The organism is Bacillus pretiosus (assembly GCF_052947655.1).
The window spans coordinates 1,395,986-1,410,030 of record NZ_CM129593.1 but is presented as its reverse complement, the minus strand read 5'-3'; the positions used below and the strand labels follow the sequence as shown (position 1 = coordinate 1,410,030).

Annotated in this window: 13 protein-coding genes and 1 pseudogene; 8 read left to right on the top strand and 6 right to left on the bottom strand. The window is 34.2% G+C overall.

Annotated features, from left to right (window positions below; all coding sequences use genetic code 11):
• Positions 1-5: 5 nt before the first annotated feature.
• The 3 genes and pseudogenes from ACU8YW_RS07390 (at position 6) to ACU8YW_RS07380 (ending at position 3,324) form a co-directional block, all read left to right on the top strand.
• Entirely contained in the window at positions 6-1,277 is a 1,272-nt protein-coding gene (locus ACU8YW_RS07390; protein ID WP_088062682.1) for an ATP-binding protein, read from the top strand.
• 229 nt (positions 1,278-1,506) lie between these two features.
• Positions 1,507-2,700, top strand: a pseudogene (locus tag ACU8YW_RS07385) (Gly-Xaa-Xaa repeat protein); the annotation flags it as partial.
• A gap of 195 nt (positions 2,701-2,895) precedes the next feature.
• A complete protein-coding gene (locus tag ACU8YW_RS07380; protein WP_088608746.1) occupies positions 2,896-3,324 on the top strand; it encodes a hypothetical protein in 429 nt (142 codons plus the stop codon).
• Between the two features lie 126 nt (positions 3,325-3,450).
• Here the strand turns inward: ACU8YW_RS07380 and ACU8YW_RS07375 are convergent, their stop codons facing one another.
• Positions 3,451-5,493: a transglycosylase domain-containing protein gene (locus tag ACU8YW_RS07375; protein WP_088062680.1), complete on the bottom strand. Its 2,043-nt coding sequence runs from the start codon at positions 5,491-5,493 to the stop codon at positions 3,451-3,453.
• 312 nt (positions 5,494-5,805) lie between these two features.
• Between ACU8YW_RS07375 and ACU8YW_RS07370 the strand changes: the two genes are divergently transcribed.
• From ACU8YW_RS07370 to ACU8YW_RS07360, 3 genes are all read left to right on the top strand, one after another.
• Positions 5,806-6,426: a DUF47 domain-containing protein gene (locus tag ACU8YW_RS07370; RefSeq protein WP_000231446.1), complete on the top strand. Its 621-nt coding sequence runs from the start codon at positions 5,806-5,808 to the stop codon at positions 6,424-6,426.
• 11 nt (positions 6,427-6,437) lie between these two features.
• Positions 6,438-7,436 (top strand): inorganic phosphate transporter, encoded by a 999-nt coding sequence (locus ACU8YW_RS07365; RefSeq protein ID WP_048544857.1) that lies wholly within the window; start codon positions 6,438-6,440, stop codon positions 7,434-7,436.
• Between the two features lie 117 nt (positions 7,437-7,553).
• Entirely contained in the window at positions 7,554-8,354 is an 801-nt protein-coding gene (locus tag ACU8YW_RS07360) for a sulfite exporter TauE/SafE family protein (protein WP_000455764.1), read from the top strand.
• 310 nt (positions 8,355-8,664) lie between these two features.
• Here the strand turns inward: ACU8YW_RS07360 and ACU8YW_RS07355 are convergent, their stop codons facing one another.
• Positions 8,665-8,892 carry a hypothetical protein gene (locus ACU8YW_RS07355; RefSeq protein WP_000882907.1) on the bottom strand — a complete coding sequence of 76 codons (228 nt, stop codon included), beginning with the start codon at positions 8,890-8,892 and terminating at the stop codon, positions 8,665-8,667.
• Positions 8,893-9,061: 169 nt separating this feature from the next.
• Between ACU8YW_RS07355 and ACU8YW_RS07350 the strand changes: the two genes are divergently transcribed.
• Positions 9,062-9,574, top strand: coding sequence for a Crp/Fnr family transcriptional regulator (locus ACU8YW_RS07350; RefSeq protein ID WP_000600574.1), 513 nt, complete (start codon positions 9,062-9,064; stop codon positions 9,572-9,574).
• A 31-nt stretch (positions 9,575-9,605) separates the two neighbouring features.
• Here the strand turns inward: ACU8YW_RS07350 and hmpA are convergent, their stop codons facing one another.
• The 3 genes from hmpA to ACU8YW_RS07335 form a co-directional block, all read right to left on the bottom strand.
• Positions 9,606-10,814, bottom strand: coding sequence for an NO-inducible flavohemoprotein (gene hmpA / locus ACU8YW_RS07345; RefSeq protein ID WP_097889745.1), 1,209 nt, complete (start codon positions 10,812-10,814; stop codon positions 9,606-9,608).
• Between the two features lie 159 nt (positions 10,815-10,973).
• Positions 10,974-11,492, bottom strand: a complete 519-nt coding sequence (locus tag ACU8YW_RS07340) for a hypothetical protein (RefSeq protein ID WP_097889746.1) — start codon at positions 11,490-11,492, stop codon at positions 10,974-10,976.
• A 114-nt stretch (positions 11,493-11,606) separates the two neighbouring features.
• Positions 11,607-12,704 carry a site-2 protease family protein gene (locus ACU8YW_RS07335; RefSeq protein ID WP_075308733.1) on the bottom strand — a complete coding sequence of 366 codons (1,098 nt, stop codon included), beginning with the start codon at positions 12,702-12,704 and terminating at the stop codon, positions 11,607-11,609.
• A gap of 156 nt (positions 12,705-12,860) precedes the next feature.
• On the opposite strand from ACU8YW_RS07335, the gene ACU8YW_RS07330 reads away from it, so the two are divergent.
• Positions 12,861-13,058 (top strand): hypothetical protein, encoded by a 198-nt coding sequence (locus ACU8YW_RS07330; protein ID WP_001053356.1) that lies wholly within the window; start codon positions 12,861-12,863, stop codon positions 13,056-13,058.
• Between the two features lie 107 nt (positions 13,059-13,165).
• Here ACU8YW_RS07330 and ACU8YW_RS07325 read toward each other — a convergent pair whose 3' ends face one another.
• A complete protein-coding gene (locus ACU8YW_RS07325; RefSeq protein ID WP_097889747.1) occupies positions 13,166-14,017 on the bottom strand; it encodes a YhfM domain-containing protein in 852 nt (283 codons plus the stop codon).
• Between the last annotated feature and the right edge of the window lie 28 nt (positions 14,018-14,045).

Sequence of the window (14,045 nt, the reverse complement as noted above, 5' to 3'; positions counted from 1 at the left end):
TATTTATGCTTCCAAACGATGATATTGTATCTCATGAAAAACGAATAGAAGAATTAGAAAATAAAGTACGTTTTTATGAAGAACTTGTGAATCAATTACCAAATCATTTCACATACAAAAATCCACATATTGGTTTACAAATAAAGAAAACGAGAACGACTCATTCCATTCAAAACATAAAAAAAGAGAATAAAGAGGCTGATTTTCAACTTACTTGCGATTCATTATTTTTATTTGAGCAACTTGAAACATACTTCATTCATATTTTTGATGCTTTTTCACATCATGTAACCTTTGTTGATGCTAAAGGAAATATCACTTTATGTAACCAAGCTGCAGCAGATGATTTTGGTGTAGTACGAAATGATATAATCGGAAAGCCAATTCAACAATTACTACAATTGCCAGAAGAAAAAATTAAAGCTCTTGAAACATTAAGAACGGGAACAGAAATATATAATGAAGAAGTTTTAGACAAAAACTATGGCATTTTAAATAACCGAATTATTCGTGATTATAACGGAGAGATTTTTAGAGTTATTAGTGTCTTTCATTATTTAAACACAGAACGTGATGCAGAGAAATTTTCTTTAGCAGGGCGAATTGCAGCTGGGATTGCACATGAAGTACGTAATCCTCTTACAACCGTACGAGGTTATTTACAATTTTTACAAGAAACTGTTTCTCCATCTAATAAAGAATTATTTGAAAACTTACTTATTCCTGAATTAGACCGCGCAAATAGTATTATTACAAAATTTTTAGCTATTTCAAAAACACGCGAATTTACAAGAGAACCGTTTCCTATTAATACATTTTTACGTGAGTATATTCAACAGTTACTAGCTAGTGAAGTCTTTTTACATAATATTTCAATTGATTATAATTTTTCTACCGAATTAGATGATGTATTAGTCCATATTGATCGTCATGAACTTGTACAAGTTTTTTTAAACCTATTTCAGAATGCTGTCGATGCTCAAGGTGAAAAAAAACTTTCTATCCAAATTACTAGTTATCGCCTAGATAATTTTGTTCGTATTACTTTCACTGATAATGGAATTGGTATTCCAACAGCCATTCAAGAGTATATCTTTGATCCATTCTTCTCAACAAAAGATTCGGGCACAGGACTGGGCTTGTCAGTAACGAAGAAAATTATTCAAAATCATAACGGTACATTAAAAATGACCAGTAATCAAGATGGTACAACTTTCACTATTTCAATTCCAATTTTACCTAAAACAACCCTTGAAAGATTAAATGACTACAAATGAGGTACTCCTCCACAAACTGCATGCCAATTGTTAAATACCTACAACAATTAGCATGCAGTTTTTTATGCTGAATTTTTCGTCTTTACATTATATAAACCTTCTCTTTATCTTACTTATTTTTGCTAAGAGGGCCAATTTCTTATTTTTTTTAGAAATGGTAGTTTGTCCATCACGAATTTAGTATAAATTTCATTTTAATATATAGTAACGACTATTGATTCTATGAAAGAAAGGAAAAGTATTTTATGGTAATGATTGTTGCGAAGTCAGAGCTTGTAGTTATATTAACATCTCTAAGTCCGAACTTACAGAATTCGTTAGACTTCTTCAAGCTCTTGGCCAAGCTATTCAAGCTGTCTTTCAAAACCCTTCTCAAAATAATATCGATAACTTGATTGCTGCCCTAAATAACCTACACAAATTCCTCAATTGCTTAGATTTATCTCCAGCACAAAAACAAATTGGAAATTCTATTATCGCTAATCTATTAACTATTTTAAAAACAAAACCTTTCTCATGCGGAGCATTGTACGTTGAGCTACAAAGCTTGCTTAATTATTTATTGTATATCGCTAAGTTATTCAAAGTAGATTGCTGCACTATCGACAAACTAGTTAAACTCATAACAGAGATCCAAACTATCCTAGTTCAATACGGGTCAGGTTGCCTTGGAGGAGGAGCAACAGGTGCTACTGGACCTCAAGGACCGGCTGGTGCTCAAGGTGCTACTGGCGCTCAAGGACCTCAAGGTGCTCAGGGACCAGCGGGTGCTCAAGGCGCTACTGGACCTCAGGGTGCTCAAGGTATTCAAGGTCCAGCGGGTGCTCAAGGTGCTACTGGTGCCCAAGGACCGGCTGGCGCAACAGGTGCTACTGGTGCTCAAGGACCAGCTGGCGCAACAGGTGCTACTGGCGCTCAAGGACCGGCTGGCGCTCAAGGTGCTACTGGTGCTCATGGACCAGCTGGCGCAACAGGTGCTACTGGTGCTCAAGGTGCTACTGGCGCAACAGGAGCAGCGGGTACTCCAATTCCTGTAACTATCGCAGCTATCGGAAACTCAAATCCACAAACTATATCCCCTGGAACAAACATCCAATTCAATCAAGTTTTTGAATTAACTAATATCTCTTTCAACGATACTTCAGATACTTTAACAATTTTAGAAACAGGCGTATATGATATTAGTTTCTCAGCGTCTACAACTTTCCCAGGATCTTCACCATTCGGATTCGGTATTTCATTCAATGGCCAACCACCTAATCGTAACTTCTCAACTAACGTTATCGGTAGTGCTGTTTCTTTCTCTACAATCGTTACTTTACAAGCTGGTACAACGATTGCTGTACAGCCTACAGCAAACACTATTTCTATTCCTAACACAGGCGATACAACTGCAACACTATCCGTATTCCGAATTTACTAATTTTCAATCAATAAGTATATTTATAATAATATGTATCGTTTAACCGTGCATTAAATCTCTCTTTATATAGAAAGGAGCACTTATTTGGGAGGATAAGTGCTCCTTCTTTACGTTTCTTTACCTCAAATTTACTCTGTCTTAATCCTCATTTTGTATGATAAATAGTGAAGTCAAAGATATGAAAGAGGGATGAAAATGAGAGTTATGTCACTAATACGCATTTGGATTGCTCTTATGGTATGCATTATTTTATGTGTAGGATTTTTTTTAACTCTAAAATATTCCACTATATCAAAAGCAGAGAGAAAAACTGTTCCATACAAACTTTTGTATGCAAAACAAAGCAACATCCCTTATTCCAATACCTCAAATAATGAAAAAAAAGTTATAAAAGGAATGCTTATTACGAAAGCTGCTAGTTCCGAAGCGTTACTTCAAATTGCTGAAACGATTAAAGTTCAGTATACAAATAAAGAAATTGATGAAATCACGCTTTCTATCCATAATGAAAATAATGGTAATTACGAAGAAGAATTACCTTACGAACCTATTAGTAAAGGAAAAATAATCATCACATACGATTCTCAATCCTTTGGCAGTACAAATGTTACACTTAACGAGTAATACTATTTATCCCAATTAATATGGGCTAACAACTCGTAGGGATAGATACAGCTCCTCCCACCGATTAAAAGTTCACTTAATTTCTCATACGAAAAAGAGGCGAATTTCGTTATTCGCCTCTTTCTTTTACCAAAGTGAAGGAATCCATTCTTTCACTTTGTCGAGCCACTCTTGTTGCTCTTTTTTTCTTTGCTGTTCCTCTTCTTTCCTTCTCTTCTCTTCTTCTTTTCTTCGTTTTTCCTCTTCTATTGTATTCAATTGTTTTTTATAATCAGCCTCAGATATGAGCGATAACTGGAATGCTTTTTGAGCTGGATTGGCATTCGCTTTTTTCATAATATCCCGGAACATTGTCGTCGTAATTTGACTCCCCCCTGGAACATAATGATCGCTATCTGTTTTATCAAATCCTACCCAAATCGCACCTACTAAATCTGGTGTGTATCCAACAAACCATGAATCCTTTGCACCGGTGCTTGGTCCATTTACAATTTGAGTAGTTCCTGTCTTACCGGCCGTATCAACATTATTAACTTTCGCCTTTTCGCCCGTTCCCTTTTCGACAACACCTTTTAATAAATATGTCATCTTTTGAGCAATTTTCTCGCTCGTCACTCGTGTCTCTTTCTTATACCACTTTCCAATTGTTTCACCTTCAGCATTTTGTATCTCTCTAATCGCATGAGCTTCCACTTGGACACCGTCATTTGCAAATGTACTGTATGCTTGAGCCATTACAAATGGAGAGGTCCCAACATGCATCCCGCCTAAAGCAATTGGATACGTACGATCTTCTGGCACTAATGGAATACCAAATCGCTCTAAAGATTTCAATCCTTTATCCAATCCAATTTGTTCCAATAGCCAAACAGCCGAAACATTGTACGACTTTGCCACGGCTTCATACATTGTCACATCACCGTGAAAAGTGTGATCACTATTTTGCGGTTTATATTCTTTAATATTAAATGGTTCATCTTTTAATATATCGTATACTTCATACCCTTGCTCTAAAGCTGGTACATATACAGCCAGAGGCTTTAACGTTGAGCCAGGTTGTCTTTTTAATTGGGTTGCATGGTTAAACTGTAAAAACTGATACGGTCCTCTACCTCCAACTAAAGCTGGTACACCACCTGTTTTTGGATTCATAAGAACTACACCCGTTTGCATAAGCTGGTCTGAGCCATTATCTTTGAAATAACTCTCATTATTCACAACGTCTTCTACAGCCTGTTGTTTTTTCGGATCAAGCTCTGTGTAAATACGATAACCACCTGCTAAAATTTCATTTTGTGTTAATTCGTACTTGTCCATAGCTTCCCTAACAATATAATCTACATATTGAGAGTATTTCCCTTTGTATTTATCATCCACACCACGTTTTAACACAAGACCGCTCTCTTTTTCTTTATTATACTGTTCGTCAGAAATATATCCTTGCTCTTTCATTAAACTTAATACAACATTACGTCGTTCGATTGACTTATTAAAGTTTTTATATGGTGAATATGCAGACGGTGCTTTAATCAAGCCAGCAATCGTTGCAGCCTCTGAAACCGTTAAATCTTTTACATCTTTATCAAAATAAGATTTAGCTGCCCTTTTTATACCCCAAGCACCTTCGCCAAAATAAATTTGGTTCATATACATTTCAATAATTTCATCTTTCGTATACGTACGCTCTATTTTTTTTGTTAAAAAATATTCCTTTATTTTTCGAGAGTATGTGCGGTCTTGTGTCAGAAATACATTTTTCGCAAGTTGTTGTGTAATTGTACTTCCCCCTGCTACAACTTCTCCTGCTGTAATATTTTTAAAAACTGCACTTATAATTCCACTATAGTAAATACCGTGATGGTTAAAAAACTCCTTATCTTCTACTGCAACAATTGCCTGAACCATAATGTCAGGAATATCTTTCCTTTTAACACCTTCTGTTTTAGAAGAAGCTAATTTAGTCGCAACTTCATTATTTGCATCATAAATTAAGGTCGGTTGCGGAACAGCTTGTTTTAATTCAGATATGTCTTGAATGGAAATTATTATATTTATAGCAACAAATAGAGTAGCGAGTAAACTCCCTAATACAATTAATGAATTACGAAGTTTCTTCCTCTTGTTGAACCACTCCTGCATTTTTTTTAAGTGAGTGTTCTTCAATTTCATTCGTTCACTTCCTTCGTTTGTTTACACTCTTCTTTTCAAAAGGAAGAATATACCTCCTTTTAAATTTATTATAATAACGTAGTCGTTCCTATAGTGTAAAGCTTTTCTTTCACATTCATACTTTTTGCAAGAAAAGGACATTCTACAAGTAAGATATTCACTATTGATTATTAATATTATTAATACAACAATGAGAGTTATGTTAAGTTTTTGTAAACTTTTCGATAAAATGTTTTAAAAAACGACAGTTTTTTGTTAGAATTGATTAGCCAATATATTTTACATATATTACTTTTGTGGGGGTAACTAATAATGGTATTTAAATCAAAAAAAGATAAATTTTCTGAAATGTTAATGAATGTTTCAGAAAATTTAAAAGAAGGCGCGCAGTTTTTCGTGGAGTATAAAATTAAAAATGCTAGCGATTTAAAAGAGTTTTCTATGCGCATGAAAGAGTATGAGTCAAAAGGTGACTCATTTATTCACGAAATCATTATGGAGCTAAACAAAGCGTTTATTACTCCAATTGAACGTGAGGACATCCTACAACTTGCAATGAGTATGGATGATGTATTAGACGGATTAGATCATAGTGCTGGTCTATTCGAAATGTATTCTATTACAGAAGCTGATGAATACATGATTAAATTCGTTGAAGCAATTAATCAATGTGCGATTGAGATTGCAAATTCTGTTGAACTACTGTCTAAAAAGAAGTTAGTCGACATTCGTACGAACGCGATTAAGATTAAGGATTACGAATCACAATGTGATGATATTCGCCGTCATGCAATTAAGCACTTATTCTCTCGTGAGAAAGATCCGATTAAGATTATTCAATACAAAGAGATTTACGAAGAGCTTGAAGAAGTAGCGGATAGCTGCCAAAGCGTTGCAAACGTATTAGAAACAATTATTATGAAGAACGCGTAAGGAGTTTGATCATGGATACACTCTTGATACTGACCGTTTTAGTAGTCATTTGCGCTTTAGCTTTTGACTTTATCAATGGATTTCACGATACAGCAAACGCTATTGCAACGGCTGTTTCAACGAAAGCTCTAAAGCCTAGACATGCAATTATTATGGCAGCTATTATGAACTTTTTAGGTGCGATGACATTTACAGGTGTAGCAAAAACGATTACAAAAGATATCGTTGATCCATTTGCCTTGCAAAATGGTTCTCTTGTAATTTTAGCTGCTTTGCTTGCGGCAATAGCTTGGAATTTAATTACTTGGTACTACGGTATTCCAAGTAGTTCTTCGCATGCAATTATCGGCTCAATCGCAGGTGCAGCTATCGCTGCTGCCGGTATTAGCTCATTAAATCTTAAAGGGTTCATAAAAATTCTTGAAGCTTTAATCATTTCACCGATTATCGCTTTTGTTATTGGTTATATCGTATACAGTATTTTTAAAGTGGTCTTTAAAAACTTTAATTTAACGAAAACGAACAAAAACTTCCGTTTATTCCAGATTTTCACTGCAGCATTACAAGCTTATACACATGGTACGAATGATGCACAAAAAGCAATGGGAATCATTACGATGGCTCTTATGGCCAATAACTATCATACTTCTGACGACATCCCGTTCTGGGTACAATTATGTTGTGCAATCGCAATGGGTCTTGGTACTTCTGTTGGCGGATGGAAAATTATTAAAACTGTCGGTGGACAAATTATGAAAATTCGTCCTGTAAATGGTGTAGCTGCTGATTTATCATCATCACTTGTTATTTTCGGCGCAACATTCATTCACTTACCGGTTAGTACAACGCACGTTATCTCTTCTTCTATTTTAGGGGTTGGTGCTTCACATCGTGTGAAAGGTGTAAAATGGGGAACTGCAAAACGTATGTTAATTACATGGGTTATTACACTTCCTATTTCAGCTTCGTTAGCTGCATTATTTTACGCTTTATTACACTTAATCTTTTAATTAAAAGTCGTCTTCCTTATTTTTCTAGGAAGACGACTTTTTTGTGAACAAACCTTTTTCTTATTAAAAAGCGTGTATAATAATTGGTGGATAAGTTATATAGAGGAGTTGGAAATTTTGGAATACATCATGTTACTTTTCATCGGGTTAATCGCCGGGACAGTCGGGAGTCTAGTCGGGCTTGGTGGCGGAATTATTATTGTTCCGTTATTAATCGGATTACACAGTCTATCACCACAACTTGCAGTAGGAACTTCAATGGTAACAGTCGTTTTTACAGGACTATCTTCCACCCTTACTTATATGAAGCATAAACGAGTAGATTACAAAAGTGGACTTATTTTATTTATCGGGAGTGGCCCTGGTGGTATCATCGGCTCGTGGGCAAACAAATTTTTAAACCAAGATACATTTTCTTTATATTTTGGGATTTTCCTTATTTTTGTCTCCATCCTTCTTATGTTACGAGACAAATTAAACCCCCTTTCTTTATCAAATATGACGGTAATTAAGCGTTCTTTTACAGATAACGAAGGAAACACTGTACACTATCAATTTCCACCGCTTCTCGCTATCTTTATCGCCTTTATAGTTGGTTTTATATCTGGATTATTTGGAATTGGCGGCGGTGCCTTACTTGTTCCAGCAATGATGCTACTTTTTGCATTCCCAGCACATATTGCTGTAGCAACTTCGATGTTTATCGTTTTTTTATCAGCAATTGTAAGTTCTGCAACTCACATCTCCCTTGGAAATGTCAGCTGGGTTTACGCATTAATTCTTATTCCTGGTGCATGGATTGGCGGGAAAATCGGGGCTTATATTAATACAAAATTAAGTGGTAATGCCGTAATTAATTTATTACGTATCACATTAATCATTCTTGGAACTAGATTAATCATTACTTCTTTTTTATAACGCGTTCTTTTTTATAACGCGTTCTTTTTAGAATGCGTTTTTCTTATACACATGAATATAAAAATCCTCCTAAGAGAACAAATAAAATTAAACAAACACATAATAACATATAATTGGAAATATGTACTTTCTTCAAGTTGACCACTCCTATAACTGCGACTGTTATCTTTATGATAGCGAAAAAATAATTCACTTGCAGTTACAAAGTGCTAACAATGCAAAATCATTTATTACAAATTTTATCCTTATATTTCATTTCTTTGTATATTCTATCGTTTTAATAAAAAAAGATGTCATATTGACATCTTTTTTAGTGAAGAAGTGACCATCCCATAAAATCCTCATGTACTTGGCACGCCCTCTTATCGTTTCGATCATATAATTCAGCATAACTATCTGTTTCTTCATCATAAGCCATCGTATAAATAATTTGGCCGTCTACTTCAACGGATAACACGACTCCACCTTTCATCTCTTCTACATGAATGATAGCATTCGCCGGAATTCTCATATCCGTCATTTTTATCGCATCTAACAATATACTAAACCCCCTACAGCGTATTCATTGCTAGTACTATTACACACTAAATAGTATACTACTGTAATAGCATATATTTCGTCAATGAAATTGCTATTTAAAAGCATATTGTCTTTATACATATACGCTAAAATAGAAGAAATAGAAATGTTTAAATGGGGGGCTAACATTGATTCTACACAAAGGAGATGTACTATTCCGTCAAGGCGAGGACGGTCCTTTATATTTTATAAAAACAGGTTTATTAAAAGTAGTACGGATAGAAGAAGATGGAACACCATTTCTATTCAACATTATCGTTCCAGGTGAAACGATACCTCACCATTCTTTAATTTCACCGAAGGAATATCACGGTACAGCAATCGCTTTAATGAAAACAGAAGTTGAACCTATAATTAGTAATGAATGGTACGATCAACTTCAGGCAAATCCTGCATCATATGCAAATATTGCTATGCAACTACAATCAAAATTAAGAATGATGCAACAGCGTATCGATCAATTGACAACCGTCTCTCCGAAAGAACGTCTACATCGTTTACAAGAATGGTTCACACTATATTTAGGTGACATTCCTATATATGAAATATTAACACAAACTGAAATCGGTCAACTCATAGGTATACGCCGTGAAACGGTAAATCGGCTGTTACGAGAACAAATAAAAAACGAGGTAAAATAATACCTCGTTTTTTACTTATTTCAAACTTCATCTATTGTAAGCTTGCTGCTGGACCGAAAAATTCATAATGAATATGCTCTTGTTCCACACCTAAATTAGTTAGTGCAGCATTTATATGCTTCATAAATGGTACGGGACCACAGAAATAAAATTCTGCTTCAGTTGTCGGAATAATAGTTTGTAACCATTCAGCTTCAATGAAACCTTCTTTATCAAAGTTCTTCATTTCCATATCTTTTTCAGTTGGTGCAGAATAGCAAGTGTATGCTTTAACTTGTTCGTATTCATTATCTACTGTCTCAACGTGTTCTTTCATTGCATGTGTATTACTATTTATCGCTGCATGAACAAAACATACATTACGTTTTGAGTTTTGTTCAATTAACGTATTTAGCATACTCATCATTGGTGTAATACCTACTCCACCACTAATTAGCACAACTGGTAATGTTGAATCCATATTTAATACGAAATCTCCTGCTGGTGCACTTACTGGTAACATATCCCCTTCTTCTACATGATCGTGTAAGTAGTTAGATACTTTACCGTCCGGTGTATCTACACCTTTTTCTTTCTTTACACTAATACGATAATATTCTTTTCCAGGAGCATCTGATAAACTATATTGACGATTATGTGTATACGTTTCACCTTCTATATTTATTTGAATCGTTACATATTGTCCTGGGATGAATGAAGAAACTTGCCCACCATCTTCAGGTTTTAAATAAAATGATGTAATAACGTCGCTTTCCTTCACTTTTTTAACAACCACAAAGTTACGGAAATCTTTCCATCCACCTTCTTTATGTGCCGTTTCTTCATACATCTCTGCTTCAATGCTAATGAATGCATCAGCAATGACACCATAAGCTTCTCCCCATGCATTTAAAACTTCATCAGGTGCACCTGCGACCTCTTTAATTGCACGTAGTAAACATGTACCTACAATCGGGTAATGCTCTGCTTTAATACCTAAACTTCTATGCTTATGACCAATTTGTTTTACAACTGGAATAATAGCTTCTAAATTATCAATATACGTTGCAGCTGCATAAACAGCATTCGCTAGCGCTTGTTGTTGTCTTCCCTTTTTCTGATTTGTATGGTTGAAAATATTCAATAACTCCGGATGTTCCGAAAATAAAATTTGATAAAATCTCGTTGTAATTTCAACGCCTTTTTCTTGTAATAATGGTACTGTTGACTTTACGATTTCAATTGTTTTTGCACTTAACATTGTATCCCACTCCTCTATTTCCTTAACTGTTTTTAGTTTAACTGAATTGTATAGTACATATTGTGATTTTAATCACTATTAACACGGTGTTTTTGTGAATAATATATGAACATTGCACTTACAAAAGAAAATAAGCCAACTAGAATTCTAGCTAGCTTATTATTTGGACTGTATAGCTTGTTGAATTACCCTTATATCTTTTCCATCTCCAAACTCTGTATACCCCCAGATGTTCGTTTCACCTCTATAATTATTTACAATAATATCTAAGTCATGGTATACACGATGTGCATAAACTACATACTCAATATTTTGAAGTTCCACACCTTTTTTTACAATTTCATAGCTTCTATTTACATCACGTTTTATTTTTTCATTCTTTATTTCTGTATGTATATTTTTTAAAGACGATTCTTGTTGTTGAAACCATTGTTTAAATTGGTTCCAGTCCCCTTCTGTATAATTCTCTGCTTTACCGTAATTTAAAAAATTATTATAACTTTCATGCGTCATACGAATAAAATCTAGCACTTTTGTCTCCTCTTGCACATCTTCTATTTGAGCTATTGTACTTACCTCAGCAGGCTTATTCGCATAATGTAATAGCAATTTCATAAGACTATAGCTCGCAATGATCATTACGATAATAATCCCGAATACAATTAACAATTTCTTCATATACAGAACTCCTTCTCTACTAAAGATATTACAAAGTATGACTATACTTGTAACATTCTCTCGTAGAAATATAATTCCTGTATAAATTCTTCCTATCATTTCGACAATATTTTTCTATACATTTCTCGTTGGTAAATGTTCTTGTAAAACAATGTACCCTTCATAAGCTGTGTAACCGAGTATAGCCATTAATCCGATATAACAAGCAAAGACTGTCCATTTTGTTTTCATATCAACTTTATAATAGTTTTCCTGTTGTCTCTTTTCCGTCTCCCATTCCTGTAATTTTCTTTCTGACATTTCAAATGCTTCTCTTATATGAATTGTATGCGTTTCTTTTTCATCTTCATATGGAACGTAATCAAGCGGCTCAAACTTTGGTAAAAGATGCTCTAACACTTCAATCTTTTGAAGTTCTCCTACTTTTAATTCTTTCTCTCTTTCTTTTTGCCTTAATATATTTATTTCATGTTGCATCATATATATATTTCGATGCACCGCACCTGTTTCTTTTAACTCCTCTTCAAGTCTTGCAACATATTCTTTCATTCCATCAATTCTATATCCTAATTCCTTAATTGGCTCATCTCTCTTTATTACTCTATATAATTCCATACAGCCGATAATAAAAATAAATCCTCCCAAAATACTTTTAAAGTAAATGGCATAACCGAGCAATACAATAAGACCCGCTCCCCAAATCTTTGTACTTACAACTGAGATAATTCGTCCACCATCTAATGGAGAAACCGGAATCAAGTTAAAGAAGTTAATCATACTTCCAAGTAAAATAATTAATGCCCAAAATGGCTCTTTCGTTATTATATAAAGTGGAATCGCAGGTAAAAATGACAACAATCCGAAAAGAGGTCCCATGAAGGCGATGTAAGCTTCATCTTTTGCATTTTTCGGCATCTCTTTCATCCCAATAAGAGCGCCCATAAATGGAATAAATATTGCTGGCGATGTTGGTATACCTTTTCTTTTCGCAGCCCATAAATGGCCCATTTCATGAATAAACAACAAATAAATGAGCGCTACCCCAAATTTCCAACCATATATAACCGCGTATGCACCAAGTGATAGAAACATACTGAATACCGTTGAAAACTTTGCTAGTTTAAAAATTGCAAATACCCACTTTAACTTAGAAAGTAAAAATAGCCCTATTGCAACAATAATTCCCCATAATCCTTTTTTATTATTTTTCATATTCCTCTCCTTTATCTCTCATTAATGAATCATATTTATTCATCAAAACTATTCTTTTCTCTATTATGACATATTTTTTTCTATCGTTAGAAATAATGTTTATTTAATCCATTTTTAGCCAAAAATATAAGTATAAATATAAGGAGGTGTTTGCAAATGAATTTACAATCTCTCATAATAGGCGCTCTATCGTTTTTAGCTTCAACTCTTATTTTTTATACCGTTAGTTACGTATTATTATTAGATTTGTTGCCCAATCACGTATTTATTGCCCTTGTCATCCTTTCCGCTCTTATGATTTCTTTTCTTATTACACGAAAATCAATGAATGAGCCATCTGCAAAAGCAAAATAATAGAGAGGGGGTGTTTTCCCCTCTCTATTATCATTTCCTAGGAAAGGCCATATAAACTTTACTAATTACCTTCATCCCGATCTGTCAGGGCTAATTAAAGTTTCATTTTATCTTTGTAAATCCATTTTTTCACCATACTCTTTAACAATTTGAATGATATTTTGAAAAACACCTATTTTTTCTTTTTTGCTATTTAATATTTTCAAATCATAATTTTCATAATATGTTTCTAATGACTTTAATTGTGATTCTGAAGCATCTTTTACCGGAACAGTAGCATGCAATTCATATTGTTTATACCCTTCCTTTACATTTTCACCTGAAATTTTTTCACTCTCTTTTGCTCCAATTAATTTTTGAACTTTTTCTGGGAAAACGACTTGTAAATAATACTCTTGTTCCTTCTCTAACTTGTTGTATAGTGATTGTGAAATCGTATACCGCACCGTATAATTCACTTTTTGATCGCCTGCTTTAATATGAAACGCAGTAATCTGCAAATCTTTTTTTGTTACATCCGTTAAAGGACCTACCTGCATCTCGTCTTCTTTTTGTTCTGAAACATTTGGAAATATAGCCAAAAGCTTTTCCGTATCTTTTTTATTCAGCATATACATAGCTTTCTTATATTGTACCCATCCTCGTCTGTCTTCTCCTCTTAGCCACGCATAATATGTTTCTTTTTTTCCATCCCTATTAATTTGTATTTCATATTCCGGTTCACCAAAACTACCTGTTACTTCTTGTTTTTCCGCTTTATCTATAATGTCTATTACTAACTTAGCTTCTGATTCCTGTAACTTTTTCTCTTTATGTTTTTTTTGTATAACGGTTACCCCTATCGTTTCTTTCACTTCATTCACCGTCTCTTCCACTTTTTTTGTTTCTTTTTTTTGCTCTACTTGACCACAAGATGCTAGTAACGTAGCAAATAACAACAATACATATTTCCTTTTCAACTTAATCCTCCTTTTACAATAAGAAATT